At 45.6% G+C, this 26365-nt stretch carries 22 protein-coding genes and 1 other annotated feature; of the genes, 10 read left to right on the top strand and 12 right to left on the bottom strand.

All coding sequences use genetic code 11. The annotated features are described in order from the left end of the window. Positions 1–54 precede the first annotated feature (54 nt). The 3 genes from nlpI to rpsO form a co-directional block, all read right to left on the bottom strand. Positions 55–969, bottom strand: coding sequence for a lipoprotein NlpI (nlpI, locus tag ACQEXT_RS03925; protein WP_426950719.1), 915 nt, complete (start codon positions 967–969; stop codon positions 55–57). A 120-nt stretch (positions 970–1089) separates the two neighbouring features. Then, positions 1090–3222, bottom strand: a complete 2133-nt coding sequence (pnp, locus tag ACQEXT_RS03920) for a polyribonucleotide nucleotidyltransferase (RefSeq protein ID WP_426950717.1) — start codon at positions 3220–3222, stop codon at positions 1090–1092. A gap of 288 nt (positions 3223–3510) precedes the next feature. Then, a complete protein-coding gene (gene rpsO / locus ACQEXT_RS03915) occupies positions 3511–3780 on the bottom strand; it encodes a 30S ribosomal protein S15 (RefSeq protein WP_005472830.1) in 270 nt (89 codons plus the stop codon). 323 nt (positions 3781–4103) lie between these two features. On the opposite strand from rpsO, the gene mtnN reads away from it, so the two are divergent. From mtnN to ACQEXT_RS03895, 4 genes are all read left to right on the top strand, one after another. Next, positions 4104–4799: a 5'-methylthioadenosine/S-adenosylhomocysteine nucleosidase gene (mtnN, locus tag ACQEXT_RS03910; protein ID WP_138972566.1), complete on the top strand. Its 696-nt coding sequence runs from the start codon at positions 4104–4106 to the stop codon at positions 4797–4799. 14 nt (positions 4800–4813) lie between these two features. Beyond that, positions 4814–5767, top strand: a complete 954-nt coding sequence (locus ACQEXT_RS03905; RefSeq protein WP_138972567.1) for a cobalamin biosynthesis family protein — start codon at positions 4814–4816, stop codon at positions 5765–5767. Next, entirely contained in the window at positions 5768–6589 is an 822-nt protein-coding gene (gene btuF / locus ACQEXT_RS03900; RefSeq protein WP_426950716.1) for a vitamin B12 ABC transporter substrate-binding protein BtuF, read from the top strand. Between the two features lie 73 nt (positions 6590–6662). Continuing rightward, positions 6663–7283 carry a TRIC cation channel family protein gene (locus ACQEXT_RS03895; protein ID WP_426950714.1) on the top strand — a complete coding sequence of 207 codons (621 nt, stop codon included), beginning with the start codon at positions 6663–6665 and terminating at the stop codon, positions 7281–7283. Between the two features lie 199 nt (positions 7284–7482). Here ACQEXT_RS03895 and thrC read toward each other — a convergent pair whose 3' ends face one another. From thrC to thrA, 3 genes are read right to left on the bottom strand one after another with little or no spacing between them, the layout of a single operon-like run. Beyond that, complete coding sequence (gene thrC / locus ACQEXT_RS03890) at positions 7483–8766, bottom strand: threonine synthase (protein WP_331416188.1); 1284 nt, start codon at positions 8764–8766, stop codon at positions 7483–7485. Beyond that, on the bottom strand, positions 8763–9719 hold the full coding sequence (gene thrB, locus ACQEXT_RS03885) for a homoserine kinase (protein WP_138971879.1): 957 nt from the start codon (positions 9717–9719) through the stop codon (positions 8763–8765). The genes thrC and thrB overlap by 4 nt, the downstream gene beginning before the upstream one ends. Positions 9720–9735: 16 nt before the next feature. Continuing rightward, positions 9736–12195: a bifunctional aspartate kinase/homoserine dehydrogenase I gene (thrA, locus tag ACQEXT_RS03880; protein ID WP_331427092.1), complete on the bottom strand. Its 2460-nt coding sequence runs from the start codon at positions 12193–12195 to the stop codon at positions 9736–9738. A 28-nt stretch (positions 12196–12223) separates the two neighbouring features. Continuing rightward, positions 12224–12343: a sequence feature (Thr leader region), on the bottom strand. Between the two features lie 284 nt (positions 12344–12627). Here thrA and ACQEXT_RS03875 point away from each other — a divergent pair. Next, positions 12628–13089 carry a hypothetical protein gene (locus ACQEXT_RS03875; protein WP_426950712.1) on the top strand — a complete coding sequence of 154 codons (462 nt, stop codon included), beginning with the start codon at positions 12628–12630 and terminating at the stop codon, positions 13087–13089. On the opposite strand, the gene ACQEXT_RS03870 is transcribed toward ACQEXT_RS03875, so the two are convergent. Next, complete coding sequence (locus tag ACQEXT_RS03870; protein ID WP_138971824.1) at positions 13086–13571, bottom strand: putative 4-hydroxy-4-methyl-2-oxoglutarate aldolase; 486 nt, start codon at positions 13569–13571, stop codon at positions 13086–13088. The two genes, ACQEXT_RS03875 and ACQEXT_RS03870, sit on opposite strands and share 4 nt — an antisense overlap. A 33-nt stretch (positions 13572–13604) precedes the next feature. Beyond that, on the bottom strand, positions 13605–13997 hold the full coding sequence (locus ACQEXT_RS03865) for a DUF3293 domain-containing protein (protein ID WP_426950711.1): 393 nt from the start codon (positions 13995–13997) through the stop codon (positions 13605–13607). 325 nt (positions 13998–14322) lie between these two features. Here ACQEXT_RS03865 and arcA point away from each other — a divergent pair, with 325 nt between their 5' ends. Then, complete coding sequence (gene arcA, locus ACQEXT_RS03860) at positions 14323–15039, top strand: two-component system response regulator ArcA (RefSeq protein ID WP_138971825.1); 717 nt, start codon at positions 14323–14325, stop codon at positions 15037–15039. 108 nt (positions 15040–15147) lie between these two features. On the opposite strand, the gene hldE is transcribed toward arcA, so the two are convergent. The 3 genes from hldE to ACQEXT_RS03845 all read right to left on the bottom strand — a co-directional run bounded on the left by hldE (position 15148) and on the right by ACQEXT_RS03845 (position 20848). Next, complete coding sequence (hldE, locus tag ACQEXT_RS03855) at positions 15148–16578, bottom strand: bifunctional D-glycero-beta-D-manno-heptose-7-phosphate kinase/D-glycero-beta-D-manno-heptose 1-phosphate adenylyltransferase HldE (RefSeq protein WP_138971826.1); 1431 nt, start codon at positions 16576–16578, stop codon at positions 15148–15150. A gap of 60 nt (positions 16579–16638) precedes the next feature. Beyond that, on the bottom strand, positions 16639–19479 hold the full coding sequence (glnE, locus tag ACQEXT_RS03850; protein WP_426950709.1) for a bifunctional [glutamate--ammonia ligase]-adenylyl-L-tyrosine phosphorylase/[glutamate--ammonia-ligase] adenylyltransferase: 2841 nt from the start codon (positions 19477–19479) through the stop codon (positions 16639–16641). 112 nt (positions 19480–19591) lie between these two features. Next, complete coding sequence (locus ACQEXT_RS03845) at positions 19592–20848, bottom strand: methyl-accepting chemotaxis protein (RefSeq protein ID WP_426950707.1); 1257 nt, start codon at positions 20846–20848, stop codon at positions 19592–19594. A gap of 109 nt (positions 20849–20957) precedes the next feature. On the opposite strand from ACQEXT_RS03845, the gene ACQEXT_RS03840 reads away from it, so the two are divergent. Further along, a complete protein-coding gene (locus ACQEXT_RS03840; RefSeq protein WP_426950706.1) occupies positions 20958–21722 on the top strand; it encodes a potassium channel family protein in 765 nt (254 codons plus the stop codon). A 30-nt stretch (positions 21723–21752) separates the two neighbouring features. Here ACQEXT_RS03840 and ACQEXT_RS03835 read toward each other — a convergent pair whose 3' ends face one another. Then, positions 21753–23270, bottom strand: a complete 1518-nt coding sequence (locus tag ACQEXT_RS03835) for a CYTH domain-containing protein (protein ID WP_426950704.1) — start codon at positions 23268–23270, stop codon at positions 21753–21755. A gap of 206 nt (positions 23271–23476) precedes the next feature. Here ACQEXT_RS03835 and ACQEXT_RS03830 point away from each other — a divergent pair, with 206 nt between their 5' ends. From ACQEXT_RS03830 to ACQEXT_RS03820, 3 genes are all read left to right on the top strand, one after another. Continuing rightward, complete coding sequence (locus tag ACQEXT_RS03830) at positions 23477–24157, top strand: TIGR00153 family protein (protein WP_171052190.1); 681 nt, start codon at positions 23477–23479, stop codon at positions 24155–24157. A gap of 132 nt (positions 24158–24289) precedes the next feature. Continuing rightward, positions 24290–25549 carry an inorganic phosphate transporter gene (locus tag ACQEXT_RS03825; RefSeq protein ID WP_138971832.1) on the top strand — a complete coding sequence of 420 codons (1260 nt, stop codon included), beginning with the start codon at positions 24290–24292 and terminating at the stop codon, positions 25547–25549. A gap of 173 nt (positions 25550–25722) precedes the next feature. Then, positions 25723–26334, top strand: a complete 612-nt coding sequence (locus tag ACQEXT_RS03820) for a TIGR04211 family SH3 domain-containing protein (protein ID WP_426950702.1) — start codon at positions 25723–25725, stop codon at positions 26332–26334. Positions 26335–26365: the final 31 nt, after the last annotated feature.

Raw genomic sequence — 26365 nt, 5'->3', positions numbered from 1 at the left:
GCAATAAAAAAGCCGCTGCAAAGCAGCGGCTATCCGAACTCACATCATCAATGTTTATTCTGTCTCAAGCGCTTTGGCTTTATTCTTGGCAAGATGTTCAGCTTTAACTTGATTGTAGATTCGGCTAAGTTCCAAGAACGAATAACGATGTTCTACATACTCAAAGACGTTGAACGAAATCGCCAGTTTGTATAACGATATGGCGCTCGCAAAGTCACCTTCAGCTTGATAGCGCTTACCCAAGTAGAAATAAGCCTCTGTTAGACGCTGAGCCAAAACAGTATTGTCTCGGGTTCCGGCTAAAATGGCTTTAAAGGCCTGATCTTCAGACACTTCTCCAAGCGTAATGGCAACCAGTACCCAACCCCATTGCTCATCACGAGTCTGGTAGACTTTGAGTAGCTCTTCACGAGCAACATCCGGTTGCTTTTCCTGCTTAATGATATAGCGCCACAAAGCACGAAATGGATCGCTTGGGTCCTCATCATAATGCTTTTGCATATCTTCTAAAGCGAGGTCAATCCGATCACCATAGTAAAGCGCAATGGCACGGTTGCGTGCGGCATAAGAATTATCCGGATCTAACTCTAAGGTAGAATCAAAGGCATCGTACGCAGCATCAAACTCACCTACCTGGGTAAAATAAACGCCAAGTAAATTAAACAGATCTGGCTGAGCAGGATTAAGAGCAAGTGACTGATTGTAATCTAAACGAGCGAGATCTCTCAGACCAACACTGTCATAGTAGTTACCGCGTTCATAAAGCATTTTGGCTCGAACATCATTCGAAAGATCGGGTCTTTGTAAGAGTTGAGATAAACGCGCAATCTGAACTTCTTGCTGCACACTGGCTTGCAAAGGAACCGCCATTGGTGGATATAGCCACTGAGCGTTGTTGCTTGAGGTCGATGCGCAGCCTGCCGTAATCGCTAAAGCGAGACTAAGCGTAGCGGTTTGAAACCATTTCACAGATCGATACTCCTGTTACTGAGTTTTCACTCAGAGTAATCCGCAATAAAAAAGGGAGCGTAATGCTCCCTTTATAACATGCTTTTAGCGTAATAAGCTAATTAGCCTATCAAGCTCGCATTATGCGTCTGTAGCAGGTTTTTCTTCAGCAACGACTTCTTCAGTCTGTTCTACCGCTTCTTTCATGCTTAGACGAACGCGGCCCTGACGGTCGATTTCAAGAACTTTAACTTGAACTTCTTGACCTTCAGCAAGGTAGTCAGACACTTTTTCTACACGCTTGTCTGCGATTTGAGAAATGTGTACAAGACCATCTTTACCAGGAAGAATCGTAACGAAAGCACCAAAGTCAGCTAGACGTGCAACTTTACCTGTGTAGATACGGCCTACTTCAACTTCAGCAGTGATCTCTTCGATACGGCGAATCGCTTCTTTTGCTGCTGCGCCTTCAGTTGCAGCAATCTTGATTGTACCGTCATCTTCGATTTCGATAGTTGTACCCGTCTCTTCAGTTAGAGCACGGATAACTGCACCACCTTTACCGATAACATCTTTGATCTTCTCTGCGCTGATCTTCATTGTGTGAATACGCGGAGCGAACTCAGAGATATCTTCACGAGCACCAGAAATCGCTTCATCCATTACAGATAGGATGTGCTTACGTGCACCTTGCGCTTGGTTAAGAGCAATTTGCATGATCTCTTTAGTGATACCTTCGATCTTGATATCCATCTGAAGTGCAGTGATACCTTCGTTAGTACCTGCTACTTTAAAGTCCATGTCACCTAGGTGGTCTTCGTCACCAAGGATGTCAGAAAGAACAACGAAATCATCGCCTTCTTTCACTAGACCCATTGCGATGCCCGCAACAGACGCTTTGATTGGAACACCAGCATCCATAAGTGCTAGAGACGTACCACATACAGAAGCCATTGAAGATGAACCGTTAGATTCAGTGATTTCCGATACAACACGTACTGTGTATGGGAACTCATCGATAGATGGCATTACAGCTGCAATACCACGCTTAGCCAGTTTACCGTGGCCGATTTCACGACGCTTAGGAGAACCTACAAAACCCGTTTCGCCAACACAGTATGGAGGGAAGTTGTAGTGTAGTAGGAAGTGATCTTTACGCTCACCAGTTAACTCATCGATGATTTGAGCATCGCGCTGCGTACCTAGAGTCGCAGTTACTAGTGCCTGAGTCTCACCACGAGTGAATAGTGAAGAACCGTGAGTACGTGGAAGAACGCCAGTACGAACGTCTAGAGCACGAACCATGTCTTTCTCACGACCGTCGATACGTGGGTTACCAGCAATGATGCTGCGACGTACAACTGTCTTCTCTAGATCGTGGAAGATAGTGTGGATTTCTTTGGTGTTTGCTTCTGGATCTTCAGCAAGCAGCACTTCATTAACTTCTGCCGCGATCTCGTGGATACGACCGTAACGAGCCATCTTCTCAGTGATTTGGTACGCTTCAACAAGCTTAGCTTCTGCAAGTTCTGCAATCTTAGCTACAAGTGCTGTGTTCTCTTCTGGAGCAACCCAATCCCAAGCTGGAGTAGCAACTTCTGCTGCGAACTCGTTGATTGCGTTGATAACAGCTTGCTGTTGATCGTGGCCGTAAACAACTGCTGCAAGCATCTCTTCTTCAGTTAGGTTGTCAGCTTCTGACTCAACCATTAGAACTGCAGATTCCGTACCCGCAACAACAAGGTCAAGCTTAGATGTTTCTAGCTCAGTGTTGCTTGGGTTTAGTACTAGTTGACCGTCAATGTGACCAACACGTGCAGCACCAATAGGACCATTGAATGGGATACCAGAGATAGCTAGCGCTGCTGAAGTACCAATCATAGTTACGATATCAGGTTGAACGTCTGGGTTAACAGACATAACCGTAGCGATTACTTGAACTTCGTTTTTAAACGCATCTGGGAATAGAGGGCGAATTGGACGGTCGATTAGACGAGCAGTCAGAGTTTCACCTTCAGATGGGCGACCTTCACGCTTGAAGAAACCACCAGGGATTTTACCTGCAGCGTAAGTACGCTCTTGGTAGTTAACTGTTAGAGGGAAGAAGTCTTGACCTTCAACCGCTTCTTTTTTACCAACAACAGAAACAAATACTGCTGTGTCATCCATAGTTACCATAACGGCAGCTGTAGCTTGACGAGCGATAACGCCAGTTTCTAGAGTAACTGTGTGGTTACCGTACTGGAACGTTTTAACAACTGGTTTTTCGAACATTGTTATTCCTTTCTCTAAGCACGTGCTTAGATTGAGTTAATTAAATTACTCAAGGCATTACGAATCGCGACTAGTAAAAGAATACTGCGGGGCAATAGCCTTTTAATAGTCGCGACCTTTTGGCCGACATCGGTGACTGTAATGCAAAAAGTATTGTGGAGATAAAACCACTAAGGTGGTTATAGCCGGAGGTAGTATAAACTACTTAGCAGAGGTTTGGCACAATTTAGGCCACAAAAAAGGGGCGTATAGCCCCTTTTTCGACAAACTGTTCTATGCAGCCGCTGATTAGCGACGTAGGCCTAGACGCTTGATTAGATCTTGGTAACGAGAAAGGTTTTTGCCTTTCAAGTAGTCAAGAAGCTTACGACGGCGAGAAACCATACGTAGAAGACCACGACGGCTGTGGTGATCGCCTTTGTGCGCTTTGAAGTGACCTTGTAGGTGGTTGATAGAAGCTGTAAGTAGAGCTACTTGAACTTCTGGTGAACCTGTATCGCCTTCAGTTTGAGCGTATTCTGCAACGATTGCTGCTTTAGTTTCTGCATTCAGAGACATAATTCTCTCCTAATAAGAGTAAGTTTAAATTTGTAGCAGCCAATCTCTGATTCAGCCGCTACGCGAAGCGCGGATTATATGAGATGTATATGGGTTAAGCAATAGGTAATTGATCGAGAATCGAGAACATGATGTCTTATTTAAGGAGTAGTTCTGTCAATACCTTTCACACTATAGGTTTTATCAACTTACTGCCCGGCCCCACTTCCAGCAGGGCAAAGTCCGATCCAGTTATCCATAGGGCGCAACCCGTTCCCATCTAGCCCTTTTCTGTTACACTTAGCACCATTCGATTAGACCCATGTCAATTAACAGGATTCATTATGAAAATCGGCATCATCGGTGCAATGGAACAAGAAGTTTCCATCCTTAAACAAGCAATTGAAAACCGCCAAGAAGTAAGCAAAGCAGGCTGTACTTACTTCTCTGGACAGATCAACGGTGTGGATGTCGTTTTGCTTCAATCCGGCATTGGCAAAGTATCAGCAGCGGTTGGCACCACAATTTTACTGGACGAGTACCAACCTGACGTGATCATTAACACTGGCTCTGCGGGTGGTTTTGATTCTAGCCTCAACGTTGGTGATGTTGTGATTTCAACTGAAGTTCGCCACCACGATGCCGATGTGACGGCATTTGGCTACGAAATGGGGCAAATGGCACAACAACCAGCGGCATTCATTGCAGATGAAAAACTGATGGATGTAGCAGAGAAAGCGCTGTCACAAATGGAAGATAAGCACGCAGTTCGCGGCCTAATATGTACTGGTGACGCTTTTGTATGTAGTGCGGAACGTCAGGCATTTATCCGCAAACACTTCCCATCGGTTGTCGCGGTAGAAATGGAAGCCGCAGCGATCGCTCAAACTTGTCACCAGTTCAAAGTTCCTTTCGTTGTAGTGCGCGCAATCTCTGATGTGGCTGACAAAGAAGCAGGTATGAGCTTTGATGAGTTTCTTCCGCTAGCCGCTCAAAGCTCATCTGAAATGGTTATCAAGATGGTTGAACTTCTAAAGTAAGTTAAAGAGACATCATGGAAGATCTGTTTCAGCAACTCTACTCAAATGGTGCGCTCCTCGTGTTGTGGGGCGCTTTATTATGCCATCTGATATTGCCCTTTCCCCGCGAAGCTCATCCAGCCATTTTGTGGCATAAATTCGCCGAGCAATTGGCCGATAAAGTCAACGTAAACAACAGCTACCAGCAAAGTATCATTTCAGGCAGCTTAGCTTGGCTACTAATGATTCTGCCTATGCTCGCCGTTTTAATCGCGTTAAAGCCATTGGTTTGGCAACCGCAACTTTTTGAGCTGGCCTTTCTCCTTCTTGCCATTGATTGGCGCAATACAGATAAATTTACCGCTCAATTCGTTGCCGCTCTCGCCCGCGAGGACAAAGAGCAAGCAAAGATGCTAATTAAGCCGCTGATAAATCGCTCCACCGATCCTTTATCGCTACTTGGACTTGGCAAAGCCGGCTCTGAAACCTTAATTATGTCTTACGGACGTAATGTCGTTGGAGTACTGTTTTGGTATGCCATTGCTGGCGGTATTGGGGCTTTTGGCTATCGAATGTCGGTAGAACTGGCTCGTGCTTGGTCCCCTTCAAGACAAAAGTTCTCGCCGTTTGGATTGACTGCTGTGCGTGCTGTCGCCGTCCTCGATTTTATCCCTTTGCGCCTGTTTGCGCTCATGATCGCCGTCGGTCACCGAGCAAAAGCCTCTGTCCAACTCATTCAACAGCAAGCAAGTTCTTGGCCTCTTCCTGGACCGGCTTGGCTGATCGTCGCTGTGGGCGGTAAGTTGGAGCTATCTTTGGGTGGCCCTGCCATCTACGACGGTAAAAAATCCGTACGCGCTAAGCTCGGCGGTCGTATTGCACCATCTGCCATACATGTGGCTCAAGTTCAGAAGATGTTGGCTTGGCGCATGTTCATTTGGATCATTATTCAAAGCCTGCTTATGGGCCTATTCTATCAAGGTATTTAGATGCGCCTTATCGTTGCCAGTTTAGCTGCTCTGGTTATTCCCAGCCTTTTCGCAGCCCCCGTCGAGCGAATCATTAGTTTAGCGCCACATGCGACAGAGATTGCTTTCGCTGCGGGACTGGGTGACAAGCTTGTTGCGGTCAGTGAGCGTAGCGACTATCCAGAACAGGCAAAAACGCTGGAAAAAGTGTCCAATTATCAGGGCATAAAAATCGAGCGAATCATTGCACTTCAACCAGACCTAGTCATCGCTTGGCCCGCAGGTAACCCAAACGGTGAGCTGGAGAAGCTAAAGCAGTTTGGCATCAATATTTATTACTCACAAACCTCGTCTCTTAGCGATATCGCTAATAATCTCGAACAGTTAAGTGAATACTCAGACGATCCCAATATAGGCAAACGAGCCGCAGCCGACTTTAGACAACAGTTAGAAAAGCTTAAAAACGAGTACCACACAGAAACACCTGTTCGCTACTTCTATCAATTAAGCGCCCAACCCATCATCACCCTCGCCCAAGAGAAATGGCCAAGTGAGGTATTTACATTCTGCGGGGGCGTCAACGTCTTCGCCGACAGTGCCGCGCCTTATCCTCAAGTTGGGCTGGAACAAGTTATCATCAGTAACCCAGATGTCATTTTCTCTTCTGAACATGCTATTGCCGATGGCAATATGTGGCACAAATGGGCAAACCAACTTGATGCTGTTCAAAATAAACATGTCTGGTCATTAAACTCAGACTGGCTAAACCGACCGACGCCGAGAACACTCTTAGCGGTCAAACAAGTTTGCGAGTATTTTGATAACGTTAGGCGAAAACACTAACGGTCAATGGTGATATCTCGTACAATCCAGTCTCACTTTTATTCGCAACTTTTTAGTAAGAGATTTTAGTAACATGGACTCCATGCTGCTTTATTTGATCGACTTGTTCGGTACAGCTATTTTTGCCATTTCAGGCGTTCTACTTGCAGGCCGCTTAAAGATGGATCCATTTGGTGTCACCGTTTTGGGCAGTGTCACTGCTATCGGTGGCGGTACGATTCGTGATATGGCTCTTGGAGCAACCCCGGTATTCTGGATCACTGACACCAACTACTTATGGACTATCCTAATTACCTGTTTGATCACTATGCTCATCGTTCGACGACCAAAACGCCTAGCGTGGTGGGTTTTACCAGTGTGTGATGCGATTGGATTAGCCGTCTTTGTCGGTATTGGTGTAGACAAAGCGATGCATTATCAAGATTCAGCGTTGGTCGCTATCATCATGGGTGTAATAACGGGTTGTGGCGGCGGCATCATTCGCGATGTATTAGCGCGTGAAGTCCCAATGGTACTAAGAAGTGAAGTCTATGCGACTGCGTGTTTGATTGGTGGGGTATTCCATACCACAGCCTTAGCGATTGGCTATGATAACGATACAGCTTTCCTCGCAGGTGTCGCTTCTACACTGATTATTCGCTTAGGCGCTATTCGCTGGCACCTTTCGTTACCGACATTTGCTTTGAACAGATAAGAGAAACGACAAAATGTTGAAGGGTTGACACACAGTGTCAACCCTTTTCTTTTAAATTCAGACAATTAAACTCAAATCTTAGCCAGCGCTGCCTGCAACTTTCGACTCGCTCTTCACAAGCTCCTCTCGCAGGGCGAAGTCCGTTCTCGATTCGAAGCGCTCTAAAAAAACAAAGGCCGCCTGAGCGACCTTTGCTAACTTATTTCTGCACTCGACGCAGGACTTCTTTCAATGCATCGAAATCATTGGCGAGGTCTTCAGACAGCAAATCCATCACTGCATGTTTTGCTAGCGGGCCTGGCAGGTCAATATCTGTACCTAAAATATCGTCAACCACTTCCTTGAACTTCGCTGGATGTGCTGTACATAGGAATAACCCTGTCTCACCTTCTTGAAGCTGCTCTTGCAGCACTCGGTAGGCGATCGCACCGTGCGGTTCACACAGATAACCTTGTTGGTACAGCTCTTTTACTGATGCCGCGCTTTGCTCATCACTCACCGCACCTTTACCTAACGTCTCTAAGCCCCAATCTTTCACTTGGCATAGCTCTTCGATACGCGGCCAGTTGTTTGGCTGACTCACATCCATCGCGTTTGAAGTGGTTGCAACCGTTGGTTTTGGATCCCACTTACCCGTTTCTAAGTAACGTGGCACGGTATCGTTCGCGTTAGTCGCAGCAATGAAACGCTTAATCGGCAAACCTAGAGCTTTTGCTAACAAACCGGCTGTCAGGTTCCCAAAGTTACCACTTGGTACCGATACCACGAGGTTTTCACGCTGCTCTTTGCTTAGTTGAGAAGCGGCCTCAAAGTAGTAGCAGATCTGAGCCATTAGGCGGCTAATGTTAATTGAGTTAGCGGAATTTAAGCCAATCTCTTCACGCAGAGCGGCGTCATCGAAAGCTTGCTTAACGAGCGCTTGGCAAGCATCAAAATCACCATCGATAGCAACCGTGTGGATATTGTTGCCAAGCGTACAGAATAGCTTTTCTTGCAGAGGGCTGATTTTGCCTTTCGGGTAAAGGATAACAACGTTGATATCTTCCATCCCATAAAAAGCGTGTGCCACTGCCGCACCAGTATCGCCGGACGTTGCTGTCAGAATGGTGATTTTACCACCATTAGAAACAGCAGCTAACGACTGAGCCATAAAGCGGCCGCCGAAATCTTTAAACGCTAGAGTTGGACCGTGAAACAGTTCAAGGGCATAAACACCCTCTTTTACTTGCTTGATTGGTGCAGGAAATTGGAACGCTGCATCAACCATTGAATTTACTTTTTCTTCTGCTAACTCATCACCAATAAGTGCTGAGAGAATCTTAGTACTACGTGAAACAAAGTCTTCAGCTAAAAGCGCATCTACATCGTCAAACTTAGGCAGTTCTGATGGAAAAAAAAGGCCTTGGTTACGACCTAACCCTTGGCGCACGGCTTGGCCAAAGGATACTTGTTCGTCATTTTCTTTTATGTTGTACAGCTTCATAGCTCACTTCCTGTTACGTTCGAACCTTGCTTGTTGAGACGACAAACATGGACGAATCCTTCTTCATTTTGTACGTAGTTTTGTTCAAGCCAGCGTGCCACACGCTCAGCGACATCTTTATCTTTACAAATACTAAATAGCGTTGGACCACTACCCGAAATCCCCGTCGCCAAAGCGCCGGCTGCTACAGCGTATTTACGCGCTTCAGCAAAACCAGGTAACAGTTTCTCACGATACGGTTCAGCGATCACGTCTTTGATCATTTTCGCTGCCAGTTCAGGCTGATTAGAGTGGCAAGCATGTATAAAGCCAGCGAGATGACGACCGTGGGCGATAATGTCCTGACGGCGATATTGTGATGGCAGAATTGCACGCGCTTCGGCAGTCGAGACCTTGATTCCCGGATAAGCCATTACCCAATACCAATTGTCAAAACATGGCACTTCTTGACTGATAATGCCTAACTCTTCCAACATCAACTGTACGCCGCCAAGGTAACATGGTGCGACATTATCGTAGTGAACACCACCAGATATCTGTCCTTCCATTTCCCCCATTAACGCAAGCAACTCAGTTTCGTTGAGAGGTTCGCCATGGAAACGGTTGAGCGCATCCAAAGCAGCCACAATGGAACAAGCACTTGAACCTAATCCTGAGCCAATAGGCATATTCTTTTCTAGAGTCATCTCTAGGGGCAAAAGCGCTTGACCTTTCTTGTCTAGCTCGCGAGCAAATACACGCCAGCAGTCATAAACAATATTCTCTTTCGGGTTTTCAGGTAGTTTTGAGACAAAGCTACCTGCTGTTTTTAGGCTAAACGGCTCATCGCCTGATTTAACCATAACTCGGTCACCCAGTAGCGTGCCATCAATGGGGGACACGGCCGCCCCCAAAACATCGAAACCAACGCTCACATTACCGATTGACGCAGGAGCATAAACAACGACATCCATACCTCGACTCATTTCTTTATACTCCTAATTTCCAACCTAATGTACGCATCACATCAGCAAACACACCTGCCGCTGTCACTTCAGTACCCGCACCGTAACCTCGTAATACTAATGGAATTGGCTGGTAGTAACGGCTGTAAAACGCCAACGCATTTTCACCATCTTTAATCTTAAACATTGGGTCGTTTTCATTGACCGCCGCAATGCTTACTCGACATTCACCATCCGAGATTTCACCCACGTAGCGTAGCACTTTTCCTTCTTCGGCTGCTTGCGCAGAAAGTTGTTGGAAATAAGCGTCTGCTTGAGGTAAACGCTGCATAAACTCTTCTATAGTGCCTGAGTCATCAAAGCCTGGTGGCAGTGCTTGATCAACAATGACATCTTCCAGTTCTAAGTTCATACCGGCTTCACGAGCAAGAATCAGTAGTTTACGTGCTACGTCCATACCCGACAGGTCATCACGTGGATCTGGCTCTGTAAAACCACTCTCTTTAGCAATATTCGTCGCTTGGCTAAGTGTCATACCTTCATCCAACTTACCGAATATAAATGATAGTGAACCAGACAAGATGCCACTGAAACGTTCCAGTTCGTCACCCGCTGAGATAAGATTCTGTAGGTTTTCAATAACAGGCAGACCCGCACCAACGGTTGTTTCGTACATCAATTTGCGGCGTGAGCTACGCGCAACATCACGCAATTGATGGTAGTAAGACATACTCGCGGTGTTCGCTTTTTTGTTCGGCGTAACCACGTGGAAACCAGCAGCTAAGAAGTCAGCATATTGATTCGCGATTAATTCACTAGAAGTACAGTCAACCAATACTGGGTTGATAATGTGGTTGCGTTGCACCAGTGAGATTAAGCGTGCCAGACTGAACTCTTCTGACGCATCTTTCATACGATCACGCCAGTGTTCAAGTGGAAGCCCTTCGCTATCCAACAGAAGACCTTTACTGTTTGCCAAACCACAAACTCGTAAGATGATGCCTTTTTCAGCCAGTTTCGCTTGCTGACGATCAATCTGATCCACCAGTTCGCCACCCACACCACCAACACCAACCACAAACACATCGAGGAAGTGTTTTGAATTGAATAGGTTTTCATGACAGGCTTTGATGGCTTCTGAAATCTTATCTTCTGGGATCACTGCTGAGATAGCACGCTCAGATGAGCCTTGAGCAATCGCAACAATATTAACGTTAACTTCGGCTAACGAAGAGAAGAATTGAGACGCAACACCACGAGAAGTGCGCATTCCATCACCCACTAACGTTACGATCGCAACATCATTAAGGAACTCAACAGGCTCCAACAGACCATCTTTCAGTTCAAGCTCAAAAGCATCACCAAGCGCTTGCTCTGCGATTGCCTGATCTTGAGCTTCTATACAGAAACTGATGCTGTACTCTGAGGAAGACTGAGTAATCAAAACGATCGATACCCCCGCTGAGGACATCGCACCAAATACGCGGCTAGCCATGCCAACCATGCCTTTCATACCAGGGCCAGACACGTTAACCATCGTCAGGTCGCTGAGTGTGGTAATACCCTTGATCGCTAGGTTATCTTCACCCGTGTCTTGGCCAATGAGCGTCCCCGCACCTTGTGGGTTAAAACTGTTTTTGATCAGACAAGGAATATGGAATTGGGCAATCGGCGCGATGGTCTTAGGATGCAGTACAGACGCACCAAAATACGAAAGCTCCATCGCCTCTTGGTAGCTGAGAGATTTTAATAAACGCGCATCCGCTACTAAACGAGGGTCACAGTTATAAACGCCATCAACATCAGTCCAGATTTCACAACAATCGGCACGAAGACACGCGGCCAAAACCGCTGCTGAGTAGTCCGAACCATTACGTCCTAGCGTCACTAACTCGCCTTCATCATTACCAGCAGTAAAGCCAGGCATGATGTTTACATGGCCTTGTGGAAGAGGATTCTGACGGAAGTTTTGAGTAGAGATTTCAACATCAACCATCGCTTCAAGATGATCACCACGAGCAAATAAGTATTGCACTGGGTCGATCAGACTGGCTGGTTGGCCTTTCGCCTCTAATACCGCTTTCATAAGCTGAATAGAAACTCGTTCACCTTTACTAATGATACGTGCGTTGACGTTGTCAGGGCACATACCCAGCAAGTTTATGCCATGAACGAATTGGCGCAGCTGAGATAGCGATGTTTTAACTTGATTGTCGTAAGCACTGCCATTGATGTTCGGCAGCACTTGTTTGATGTCTTGGTAAAGGTCGCGGAAAGAATCCTCAAGCTCGGCGATTTGCAATTCTGCTTCGCCATTTTTTAACGCCCCTTCAATGACAGAAACTAATTTATTGGTCGTCTTACCTGGTGCTGAAAGCACGACTGCGACTTCTTCTTGTTGAGCATTATTAGCAATGATATCTGCCGCTCGTAAAAAACGATCAGCATCGGCTAATGATGATCCTCCAAACTTTAAAACTCGCATCCCTTCCTCCAAATGTCTTAAATTGACATAAAAAAAGGCCTGTATCTTGTGGGATACAGGCCTTATTTATGATTTTCTTTCGCTTAGCAGCCTGCCCCAACAATAGCGATGTCGGTAATAATAATGGTAGTGGTCATTACTAGGCTTTGGTGCTGCATAAAATTAGTTTTCTATAACAATGTGTGTTTGCTTACCCATACGTTTAACCTATTTTTCATCTTCACGTCAATGAAAAGTTACTATTTTTTGTTCACACTCCGACTCTGCAGTCTTTACACAATGTGACCAACTTTCTCATAATTCCAACAACCAATGAAACCATAGGCACATATCATAATAACTAATTGCTATATAAAAGTTGCATCTAGTCCGGAAGTTTTATGCTTTAATTAATTTTGCAGTGGAATGCAGACAACAGCAAAGGAGTGGCGTATGAAAACAATATTTAGCCTATCAGTGCTACTTTGCGCCTGCTCGTCATTTGCTGCTGACTTGCCCGTACTCCCTTCCCAACAAAGCGTTTCACCACACAAGCTTTTTATTTCCAGTACAAATGACAACAATGACTTTGATTCATGGAAAATAGACGGTGGTTATTCTTATAACATTTTCAGCAAGGTCGACCTGTACGTAGGTGCTCGTTTAAACAATAGCGAACGAGCAAACGAGACCGGTTTTTTGAGTGGCGTAAGTTACCAATTGACACCAAGATTCTCAGTAAAAAGTACCCTTCACTCCTACAGTGATGACACTCTGAATGATGGTAAAGAATCGACAATTGCAGCAGAAGTTTCGAGTCATATGAAGCTGACTGAGAATCTAGATATTCATGCCACTCTCGACTATCAAGAGTGGCAGAAAGGGATTGAAGTTGGTCTTGGATTTCGCTTCTAGATCCAATCTAACAATTCAGTAGACATTAAAACACCATTCCAATCGGCGTAGATGTAATCACCTGGCTGAATCATTTGGTTGTGTATTGTTAAAGTGACATTGATTTCACCGACATCGCGTTTTTCTGTCTTAAACGGGCAAGCACCCAAGGCTTTAACCCCAAGATCCATTTCGGCCATTGCAGCAACATCACGTACAGCACCATTAACGATGACACCTTCCCAATTATTATCAATCGCAAGAATAGCTAATTGATCACCAAGCAAAGCTCTTTGACATGAGCCATGCCCATCGACCACCAACACTTTGCCTGTACCATCCTGACTGAGCATTTCACGAACCTTGGAATTATCGTGATAGCAACGAACAGTGACAATTTCGCCAAAGAATGCATCCTTGCGACCGAAGCTATGCAATGGCAGCTCGAGCAAGGTGACTTTATCCGCATGTTTATCACAAATATCAGGGGTAATATCTTTCATTTTTCCTCCTTGAACTTCTAAAAAGTAAATCCTTTATCTGCAACGGGATCGCCAGTCACCAAGCAACACCGTTGTCTGTTTTTGTTCTAGGCACGAGATAAGGTAAAGCTTATCTCGTTGCACAAAATAGATGGCATTTTGGCCGTACTTACGCCCTAGCTCGATGGCTCGAGATGGGCTTACAGCGATGACGAAACTCTCTTCGCACCACGAGAAATCCTCATTGCCAACATTGACCGACATACAGCAAGTATGGCCTATTTCTGCTGCTAAGTACTGATTATTTCGATAATTCTCGTCCGGTGAGAGCCAAACGCTACTCGGATTCCAAGCTGTTATGATGGCAAAATTTTCGTACTTGATCTTACCTTCGAAACGAAAATAAGGATCACAATAGGCTTGCCATAGCTTTGCATCAATTATCATAAAACCAACAGTTTTACATTTACTGGACACTATTAATATTTGTTACATTCTAACTCTTGATATAAATCAACAAAGTGATTGGAATTAACACTTCTACGTTGTTAGCATGCTGTTAACATTATAGAATCCGCCTCAAAGACTAGTAGGATTCAGAGGATAAAGGACCTCTAAGGGTAGAAAAGAAGTACCACGGATGGCGGGCAATCAAAGAGAGTGTATTTTTACAGTCTTTGGTTTATTATCAACATCACATTACCTGTATGTTATGTTTTTGCCTAGAATTTATTCTATTAGCACAAATTTTTCACAAGTTTAGGTACCGCCAATGCAAACCCCGCACATTCTTATTGTCGAAGATGAGCAAGTAACTCGTAACACTCTTAAGAGTATTTTTGAAGCAGAGGGATACGCTGTTTTTGAGGCCAGTGACGGTGAAGAGATGCACCAGGTGCTGTCTGATAACCAAGTTAACTTGGTCATTATGGACATTAACCTACCAGGCAAAAATGGTCTATTGCTAGCTCGTGAGCTACGTGAGCAAGCTAACGTTGCGCTAATGTTCTTAACAGGCCGCGACAACGAAGTTGATAAGATCCTTGGCCTAGAAATTGGTGCTGACGATTACATCACTAAGCCATTCAACCCGCGTGAATTGACTATCCGTGCTCGTAACCTACTAAGTCGTTCGATGAATTCAAGCGTCGTTAGTGAAGAGAAGCGTAGTGTAGATAAATACGTTTTCAACGGTTGGGTTCTGGATATCAATAGCCGCTCACTTGTTAGTCCAAGTGGTGATGGTTACAAACTACCTCGCTCAGAGTTCCGTGCACTACTGCACTTCTGTGAGAACCCAGGTAAGATCCAGACTCGCGCTGACCTGCTTAAGAAGATGACTGGCCGTGAGCTTAAGCCACACGACCGTACTGTTGACGTAACCATTCGTCGCATCCGTAAGCACTTCGAATCTGTTTCAGGTACACCTGAAATCATCGCAACCATTCATGGTGAAGGCTACCGCTTCTGTGGTGACCTAGAGGACTAATTCACCTCTGAATCAATTAGTAAAATGGAGCCAAATGGCTCCATTTTTCTTTGTTATAAAAAATGCTCACCGGACTGGTGAGCATTTTGTTAGCAATGGATAGTAAGGTTAGCCCCTACCACCTTTAATCGCATCGATGATTTCAGTGGTTGAACAGCCATCTTCGAAGTTAAGTACTTTCACCTCACCGCCGTTGGCAATTACTTCCTTACCACCAGCAATATCTTCGGGTTTGTAATCACCACCTTTCACCAGCAGATCTGGAAGCACTTCTGAAATTAAGCGCTGTGGAGTATCTTCACCAAATGGCACAACCCAGTCCACTGCACCTAAACCTGCAAGTACAGCCATACGGCGATCCGTTGGGTTCACAGGACGACCTGGGCCTTTTAGGCGTTTTACTGACTCATCCGTGTTAACCGCAACAATAAGACGATCACCCAATTGTGCTGCATGGTTAAGGTAAGAGACGTGACCTGCATGAAGAATATCGAAACAACCATTGGTCATCACAACCTTCTCACCACATGCTTGAGCCTTTTTAACCGCTTCAATGAGGGCATGCTCAGAGATAACACCAAAATCGGTGTCTTGACTTCCATGAACGGCTTCAGCCAATTCAATAGTCGAAACGGTTGAAGTGCCGAGTTTACCAACAACTACGCCCGCAGCAGCGTTTGCAAGCGCACACGCTTCATCTAGAGGCTTACCAGCTGCAACAGAGGCAGCGAGAACAGAAATAACCGTATCTCCCGCACCTGTCACGTCGTACACTTCTTTTGCTTGTGTTGGTAAATGGAACGGCTCTTGACCACGACGAAGCAGCGTCATGCCATGCTCACTGCGAGTAACAAGCAGGGCTTCAAAATCAAACTGTTCAATTAGCGCTAAGCCCTTCTCAACCAACTCATCATTCGACTTAACTTTACCGACGACATGCTCAAATTCCGCCATGTTTGGAGTCAGTAGAGTCGCGCCACGATAGCGTTCGAAGTCCGCCCCTTTTGGGTCGATGAATACTGGCACGTTTGCAGCGCGCGCTTTTTGAATAAACTGCTGTACGTGTTCCAAAGCACCTTTAGCGTAGTCAGACAAGACAACTGACTTCACTTTTGGTAGCGCTTGCTCCATACGATCCAGAATAAGCTCAGCATCAACATTTTCAAACTTGTCTTCAAAGTCGAGACGGATAAGTTGCTGACCACGGCTAAGAACGCGGAGTTTAGTGATAGTTGGGTAGTTTGGCAGTCCCACAAAATCACATTTCACTTTCAATGCAGAGAGAGTTTCGTTGAGAACTTTGGCAGGTTCATCAATCCCTGTTAAACCAACGATATGAGCATGTCCACCAAGTGAGGCAATATTCATCGCTACGTTAGCAGCACCACCTGGTCGCTCTTCGTTATTTTCTACTTTAACTACAGGTACTGGAGCTTCAGGTGAAATACGGCCTGTAGGGCCATACCAATAACGATCTAGCATTACATCGCCGATAATTAGCACACCAGAATCACTGTAGTTCGGTAGGATTGGCTTCATTGTGGATCTCCAAATTCTAATTCGGGCAAGAGTTTAACATAGTGTTTTAGTGGTCAAAACCTATTCGAGCCACTCGTGCCATAGTTTAGTCACCAATTCACGTTCATTGATGAATTTATCTTCAGCAACATCTGCATCAAGGTTCAAAAGATTACGATGATGGATTTGGTCACGCATGGTGGTATAAGCACAGGTCAATGCCATCGCATCCTGCTCCTCCATGATGCCTTGTGCCATCATACTCTCAAAGATTCGAACGTTATCACTCCAGCGGGTCAGTTTTGGTTTTTGCTGACTAAAGCGCAGTACAAGGTACTGAGCGAGAAATTCGACATCGGTGATGCCTCCTGGATCTTGCTTGAGCATAAAGCGACCTGCCTTTTTCCCCCCCAGATGGTCACGCATCTTCACTCGCATCTCAGACACTTCTTTCCTCAAAGTGGCTTCGTCTCGTTGAAGTGAAAGAATTTCATGGCGGGTCTTTGCAAATGCCTGCTGTAATAATTCGTCACCATATATCATTCGTGCACGAACGAGCGCCTGATGTTCCCACGTCCAAGCTTCTTCTCGTTGATATAGGTCGAACGCATCACTAGGACTGACCAGCAAACCAGATGCACCAGAAGGACGTAAGCGAGTGTCCACTTCGTACAAGATCCCTGAAGCGGTTCGGGTTGAGAATATATGAATGATTCGTTGTGCCAGTCTGAGATAAAACTGGCGGCCATCGATTTCTTTCTTACCATCGGTATATACAGTAGCCGGGCAGTCATGCATAAAGACGATATCTAAATCTGAGTTGTAGCCTAGCTCCCAACCACCAACCTTGCCATAGCCAATGACGGCAAAGCCTTTTCCACTCCGTTCTTTAAGATGAGTCGGCTCTCCATACTTTTCAGCCATCTGCAACCACGCCTGCCCAACCACCGACTCAACAATCGCTTCCGCCAAATAGGTTAAGTGGTCACTTACTTTCATTACCGGCAGTGCACCCGCGATATCGGCTGCGGCGATACGCAAGATACAAATCTGCTTAAACTGGCGCAAAGCTTCCATCTGTTGCTCCATATCATCTTCAGGGATACGGGCCAAAAAGTCTCGCAACTCAGTGCGGTAACTCTCCAGTGGAATCGGGTTATACAATTGTTGTGGGTCAATCAACTCATCAAGCAAAATCGGGTAGCGCCCCAACTGCTCGGAAATCATTGGACTGGCCGTACATAAACGGACTAACTGGGTTAACGCAGCATTGTGCTCATCTAACAGTTCAAGGTACGTTGTTCGCGTAACAATGTTATGCAATAAGTGCAGCACTCGAGGCAAACCAAACTTGGCGTCTTGATGAGAGTAAATAGCAGCGAACACTTTTGGCATCAAGCGATTAAGAACTTCACGACCACGTGGCCCGAGGGTCTTTTTCGCTAAATCTTGCTTGAATTGCATGATGGTACTGGCCATAGTCTGAGGCGATTCAACGGCCATATCCTGTTCAAGAATATTCTCGATAACATCTTGTTTTGCCGCCATATCCCACAGTTCAACAAAATGCTGAGCAATGTCTTGCTGTTCTTCTTCATCGTCTCCGATCAGCGCAGCAAACACGCCATGTACATTCGCCATGTGCGTTTCTACATCCGCGATAAGATCTGCCCAAGCGCCGTACCCCATGGCAACCGCAAGCTGCAATCGCTCAGTTTCACATTCAGGAAGAGTCTGAGTTTGTTTGTCTGCCATCGCTTGAAGCAGGTTTTCCAATCGACGTAAGAATTTGTAGGCCTCTCTTAAAGCCTGCGTTTCTGGTTTCGTAAGTAACTCTAACGCTTCAACGGCATCAATCGTGACGAGCAGTCCGCGCTGACGTAGACTTGGCTCTCGGCCACCTCTTATCAACTGAAATACCTGGGCAATAAACTCAATCTCACGTATACCACCAGCACCGAGCTTAATGTTATTGCTGAGACCACGACGGCGAACCTCGCTGCTGATCATCGACTTCATGCGTCTAAGAGACTGAATCGCACTGAAATCGATATAGCGACGGAACACAAATGGGCGCAGCATTTGACGCAATTCTTGATATTGCGGGTACATCTCACTGCCCATGACCCGTGCTTTAATCATTGCGTAGCGTTCCCAATCACGCCCCTGCTCCTGATAGTAGTCCTCCAAAGCAGCGTAGCTCATTACCAACGGACCACTGTCACCAAAAGGACGCAGGCGCATATCAACCCGATAACAGAAACCATCAAAGGTCTGCTGATCAAGGGCTTTAATGATGCGCTGGCCTAAACGAGTAAAAAATTGAGCATTGGCGATACTGCGGCGTGTTCCTTGCGTCTCACCATTTTCTGGATAGGTAAAGATCAGATCGATATCGGAAGAGAAATTGAGCTCTCCTCCACCAAGCTTACCCATGCCAATGATTAGCATTGGCTGAGCCTCACCCTGAGCATTCATCGGCGTTCCCCACAGTTCACAGCAAGCATCGTACTGCCAATGATATGTCTCGAAAATCATCGCTTCGGCAAGCTGGGATAAATGAGTAAGGCTCTCTTCTAGTGACCACGAAGCGGTGAAATCACGCCACGCAATATAAACCATTTCTCTGTTGCGGAACTGTCTCAAGACTCGATGTCCCTGCATTTCATCGCTGCATTCACTCAGCATACTGGCCAATCTTTCTCGGTATTGCTCGCAGCGCGAATTCTCTGCCAACATATGTGGCAACAATTGCTGAAGTTGCTCATCTGCCACCAAGGTATTACAGACAAACTGACTTAAACCTGCGACGTAGCTAAGTTGCTGTGTCAAAGAGTCAGGCCAGTGTGAAATTGCATCAGATTGAAATAATGAGTCGGTCGCAGACTGGGAGATGGAGACAAGACTTTCTGGCAGTTGCATGATTCTTCCTTGTGATAGAAATACCAGTTGAGTGAAAGGTAACGCTCTATTTATACCAATAAAAAACGCCCACTAGTAGCAAGTGGGCGTTTATTGCAATTAAGTTGAGAAGCTACACCTTAAATGAAGTGATTTTCTTATCCAGTTCCTCAGCATTTTGCTGCATGATTTCTGATGTCTCGAGCAACTCGGAAACCACGGTGACCGATGCTTGCACCAGCTCTCGCACATTCGTCAGGTTTTGACTCATCTCTTCCGCAACACTGCTCTGCTGACCTGCTGCGGTGGCGATTTGGAAGTTCATATCATTGATTTGATTGACCTGACTCACGATACCATCCAATTCGCTACCCGCGTTGGTCACCAATTCCACACCTTCAGCGGCTTCAACCACACTCTTTTCCATCAGTTCAACTGCAGAGTTGGCACTTGTTTGTAGCTGAGAAATCATCTCTTGGATTTCGACAGTCGCCTGCTGAGTACGCTGAGCAAGGTTGCGCACTTCGTCGGCAACAACCGCAAAGCCTCGACCCGCTTCACCCGCACGTGCCGCTTCAATCGCGGCGTTGAGCGCTAGCAAGTTAGTTTGCTCAGAGATCCCTTGAATGGTACCAACCACACTACCAATGGAATCGACACTCTCTTCTACTTGATTGACAGCCTGTGCTGAAGCTGAAATATCTTTAGAAAGTTCACTGATTTTCAAGACCGTATCTTGGACAAAGCGTTGACCTGTTTCGGCTTGTCCAGACGCACTTTCAGTCAGTGATGAAGCGTTTTGAGCGTGGCCAGCAACAGTTTGGACCGTCGATGTCATTTCGCTCATCGCCGTGGCTAGCTGATCAATCTCATTAAACTCTTCCTGCGCAGACTCCTTGGTTTCGGACATACTTAATGTCATCACTTCCGTCAGTCCTGCGAGCTCTTGAGACGCATCGATTTGCAAGCGGATCATTTCCTGTAGCTGAACGCGGGTTCTTTCAAGCTCACGCGCAACATCACCATATTCATCCTTACATTCCATCTCAATAGGAACAGAAAGGTCTCTGGCCGCCATTAATTTAATTGACTCGCTTAGGTATTGGGTTTGACGTAACATAACCCGTGCAGCGAATAAAAGGAGAACGACGAAAACAACAATCATGGCAACAGTTTGCCAAGCCACCTGTACTAGGTAGGCTTCATAATGCTGTTGCGCGACTTGAGCGTCTTGAGTTGCTGCAAGAAGAGCGTCGTAGAAGACACTCGCATCCCATAGTTGCTTTCCGATGATCAGTACTGTACTGAACACCATTAGCATCACCATTTTAGGAACCAGTCGAATATCCGTGATAACTCGTTCCCACGGCTTAAATGCCATCTTGGTCATTGTCCGTTCTCCAATAAATGAAATTTTTTGATTTCAGTGCTTTATACTAGAGTGATGCGGCGAATCCACTCCCTCGAACGCGCTGATTATGATTTTTTTCGAGCCTCGTATGAAAAGAGATATTACCAAAGACGACACTAAACCGATGAGCTTGTTGTCACTGATCCTGTCATTTATGGCGCTATTTGTGATCTCGGGCTTATTGTTCTTTCCACTCACCCCAGAAACTCGACAAGTTTTTATCGGCTTAGACTTTATTATCTGTAGCATTTTCATCCTACAACTCAGCATAGATATGATCCGTGCGACAGATCGTGTGCAATTTTTGAAACGTCATTGGATCGATTTTCTTGCCAGTATTCCAATGGTAGAACCTCTTCGCTTTGCGCGCATATTTCATATCATGCGTGTCATTTTGGTTATTCGATCTAGTCGCTACTTGTTAAAGCAACTTCTCAGCAATCGACGTGAAACGACGCTTGCTTCTATCCTATTGCTTATGGTTGTACTGCTGACGGTTGGATCCAGTATGATGCTGTTTATTGAAGGCTCGGATCCTGATGCCAATATTCAGACAGGGGGGGATGCCCTGTGGTGGGCGCTGGTGACGATCTCTACGGTAGGATATGGCGATCATTACCCGGTTACCAATAGCGGTAAGTTGCTGGCATCCGGTTTGATCATATGTGGTGTCGGCCTATTTGGTATGATCACAGGTTTGATTACCTCGTTGATCACTTCGCCAAATAAAATCCAAACAAAACGCTCTGAGAACAAAGAGCGATTGCTGGTCGAACTGGTCGAGAAACAAGATGAGATTCTAAAACGTTTAGACCGACTCGAGCAGCAACAACAATCAAAACGGGAGCCATAAGGCTCCCGTTGCTTTTACGTTATTTACTGATTAGCTTTGCCAATATGGCTGAGCTTCAATACAAATGACTCGAGTCTGCTCCATAGCATGAAGTATCGAGCTTTCTTGTCGTGCCAACCAACGCTCGAGTTGTTCACGCTCTTCGCCTTCTAGCTTGTCCACTAATTGCTCTAACGTTTTTAGCTTTTGCAGGTCATCCGTACCATGCAATAGATCACTCCAAGGCAAACGGAAACCGTTGCGCTCATCAACATCAAACAAGCTAGCAAAGCTAACACCAGTATATAGATTACGCATCAAACGGTATTGCTGCTCAATGTAGTCTTGGCTAGTTAGGTTGCGTTCTGGTGGGAAAGCTTCCATCAACTCAGCCCATGTGCGATCAAGTTGCTGTATTGAGAAATGCTCAATATTAAGTGCCATTTTTTCGCGAGACTTATCATCAAGGAAAGGCTGCCAACCGCGAGTCAGGATCCAGCGACTTAAATCTAACAACAAGCCGGTATAACGTGCTGAATTCAGTAACTCCAAAACTTGTTCACGACTCGGGAGCTGTTCCTGAAGCAGTTTCAATTCACTGACAAGAAACTTACGCGCATCGAGTTTACGTAGCGCATGGCCTTTGTCATCAAGCAGATCTTCGAGGTAGTCGTAATCATGTAACCACTCAAGTTCTTGCTCAAGCCATTTAAGCTCTTGGCGCAAAATAGCACTTGCACGACGAGGAACCACACCACCGTAAACCGTTAAAATCTGTCGAATGAAGCTGAGCGAATTTTTTATCTCATGCACCGCTTCGATCGAATCACGCTCTGAATAAATCTGTTCATGGTAATGCCAATGAGAAAGAGCATGTTCTAAAGAGTTGATAAAGCACGACTCAACGGTGTCATTCTTATTCGTTGCAACTAAGGTTAACGGTTTTACTTCGTCCCCCGTGTAGCCCATCGCTAAACGGTAGCCTTTGGCTGCTTTGCTCAAGTTGCCTAAGCGCATACCGCCATCTTCAGAGAAGCTACGAGCCAATGTAAATAACGCATCGGTCTGTCCGGACTTTAGCTCGAGCTCAACTTCGCAAATCGGATCTTGCTTACCATTGGCTTCGACCATGCCTTGGTCAAACGCAACCTCAACTTGGCTACCATCAGGCATACCAATCAACCATTGCTCTCGGGTGAAATTAGTAGAGAAAAGTGGCTGAAGCTCAGACTGTAGCGTGGCGATATCTTTTCCTGCCGGCCAAATATCGCCCGGGTGAAGGGCTAATTGCGGGTCATTGCTGTCATGTTCAGCATTGTACTCCGGTCTCTGGTGCAATCCTGCAACCACACGACCTGATGTTTTCACCGTCTGAACATAGACGTCATCAAAACGGCGAATCCTTAGACCAATATCGTGCTGACGAAGCCAGTTATCCGGCGTATCAAAGTAAGTGTTACCTAACTCTCGACAGCTGTGCTGAAGTACTTTTGTTCCAGAAATCTTGTCTCGTAAAGTGTCTGAAAAATCGGGAGATACAAAAAACTTCAGTTCTATCTCGGTTTCCATAGTTATACCTTTCAAAGCAGATAGAGACAGGATATTGCCAATTTTCTTACTCGGCAAGAAAGAAATATCGACTTAATGATGATCTAAAACAGTTTTAATGATGGATTTAATGAGTTAACATGCGCGCCTTTATAGCCATCGTTCAACATTTCGCCATGAAATGGTGTATGTTAGTTTTTAGGTTATATTAATTGGGTTGAATGACCATGCCAGTAAATACAATTATGGGGCTATTTGCAAAGTCCCCTATTAAACCTTTGCAGCGCCACGTTGTGTGTGTAAATGAATGTTGCTCACACCTAATCAACTTTTTCGAAGTAAGTTCAAAAGGGGATTGGGAGAAAGCATCTGAAATTCGTGCACAGATTTCTCATCTTGAGAAGGAAGCCGACGTACTTAAGCGCGAAATTCGTCTAAAACTTCCTCGTGGTTTGTTTATGCCAGTGGATCGCAGCGACATGCTTGAACTACTGACACAACAGGACAAACTCGCAAACCTTGCAAAAGACATTGCTGGCCGAGTTTATGGCCGTCAATTGACTATCCCTGCACCTCTTCAAGAGAATTTTATTGCGTACGTAAGACGTTGCCTAGACGCAGCTGAACAAGCGCAAAAAGTTATCAATGAGCTTGATGAGTTATTGGAAACTGGATTTAAAGGCCGCGAAGTAACGCTTGTGGCTGAAATGATCCACCAACTGGATGTGATTGAGGACGACACAGACGCGATGCAGATCCAACTTCGCCAACAACTAATGGCGATCGAATCGGATCTAAATCCTGTTGATGTGATGTTCCTTTACAAAATTCTAGAGTGGGTAGGCGGTATTGCTGATCAGGCGCAACGTGTTGGTGCGCGTCTGGAAGTAATGTTGTCTCGCTCATAAATATAAGTTAACCAAATAACGAAGAGCATCTAACTAGTTCACACCCCTTATAGGCGATATATACTGACGCGCTGAAGGGGTTTCGTCGTTCTTAATTTTTGCTCCGCTTGTTATCAACAACTAGGTATTACGATGGATATCCTTGCGAACTACGGCACTGTCCTGATTATTATTGCAGCAGTCTTTGGCTTTATGATGGCTATCGGTATTGGCGCAAATGACGTAGCCAATGCGATGGGCACATCTGTGGGGTCAAAAGCGCTAACCGTCAAACAAGCAATCATCATTGCGATGATCTTTGAGTTTGCTGGTGCATATTTAGCAGGTGGTGAAGTAACCGACACTATCCGTAAAGGCGTAATTGAAACGTCCCTATTTGCTCACCAACCTGACGTACTTGTCTTCGGTATGATGTCAGCGCTTTTAGCTGCTGGTACATGGCTACTACTCGCTTCTTACATGGGTTGGCCAGTTTCAACGACTCACTCAATCATCGGTGCAATCATCGGTTTTGCGTGTGTTTCAGTAGGTACAGAAGCGGTTGACTGGAGCAGTGTTCAAGGCATTGTAGGTAGCTGGATTATTACTCCTGTTATCTCTGGTTTCTTTGCTTACGTCATCTTTGTCAGTGCACAACGACTGATATTCGATACTGAAAAACCTCTGTTTAACGCTAAACGCTTCGTACCTGTTTACATGTTCATTACCACTATGGTAATTGCTCTGGTTACGATTAAGAAAGGCCTTAAGCACGTTGGTCTGCACCTATCCAACGGTGAAGCTTGGATGTGGGCAGCCATTGTATCTGCAATCGTAATGGCTGGTGGTTACTTCTACATTCAGAAGAAATTTGCTAGCCGCGAAGATGATCATGGCTTTGCTGGTGTAGAAGGCATCTTCAGCGTTCTGATGGTTATCACAGCTTGTGCGATGGCATTTGCTCACGGCTCAAACGACGTCGCTAACGCCATTGGCCCTCTATCTGCGGTTGTATCGACAGTGGAGCACATGGGCGAGATTACAACCAAGAGTACGATCGCATGGTGGATTCTACCACTCGGTGGCTTTGGTATTGTTGTTGGTCTTGCGACTCTTGGTCACAAAGTAATGGCAACGGTTGGTACTGGTATTACAGAACTAACACCTAGCCGTGGCTTCGCCGCTCAGCTTGCTACTGCATGTACTGTAGTACTAGCGTCAGGTACAGGTCTGCCAATCTCTACCACTCAAACACTCGTTGGTGCTGTTTTAGGTGTTGGTTTTGCTCGTGGTATCGCAGCACTTAACCTTGGTGTTGTGCGTAACATCGTTGCATCTTGGATCGTTACACTGCCAGCAGGTGCGCTATTGGCAGTGGTATTCTTCTACGCGATTCAAGCGATGTTTGTTTAATCAATGACGTCAGTGATGTGTTAACTCACTGTCATTATTGACTCAAAACCGCATAAAGGGAGGCTAAGCCTCCCTTCTTTGTTGCAGTCATCTCAGAAACTACTTACTATTTGGCTCTAGAATTATATAGATAATGGGTTTGCAGACCCTCTTAGACTGTTAAAGGATTTACCGTGAAAAAACTGGTTTGCTTCGTTTTGGCCTCGATGCTTGCTGTGCCAGCGGCATTTGCTCAAGACCGTTATATTTCTGATAAGCTTTTTACCTATATGCACTCTGGTCCAAGCAACCAATTCCGCATTATCGGCAGTATTGATGCTGGCGAAAAAGTAAAACTACTGTCGACAAACAAAGACTCTGGATATACAGAAGTTCAAGACAGCAAAGGACGTAGAGGCTGGATTGAAAGCCGATTCGTTACTAATCAAGAAAGCATGGCTTTACGACTACCTAAGCTTGAAGATGAGCTAAAAGACGTTAAAGAGAAGCTGGCGAATGCTCGCTCAAATGCTGATCAAGAAAAAGCGGGATTAGTCGATTCGCTAGAAACTCGTAACCGCCAAATCAGTGAGTTAGAACTGGGCTACAACGAAATGAGCCAACAGCTATCCGCTTCTCAGGAAGAAGTTCGCAAACTGCGTGCGAAACTGGATACACAGAAAGATGACTTACTACTGAAATACTTTATGTATGGCGGTGGCGTTGCAGGTATCGGTCTACTGCTTGGCTTGATTCTGCCACATATCATTCCACGCAGAAAACGTTCTCCATCCGGTTGGGCGTAAGTAGAACAGAAATTAACAAGGTCACGATGTC

Origin of the sequence: Vibrio sp. TRT 29B02 (genome assembly GCF_050113655.1) — a bacterium.
Classification (GTDB): Bacteria; Pseudomonadota; Gammaproteobacteria; order Enterobacterales; family Vibrionaceae; genus Vibrio.
This window is presented reverse-complemented; position numbering and strand designations above follow the sequence as displayed.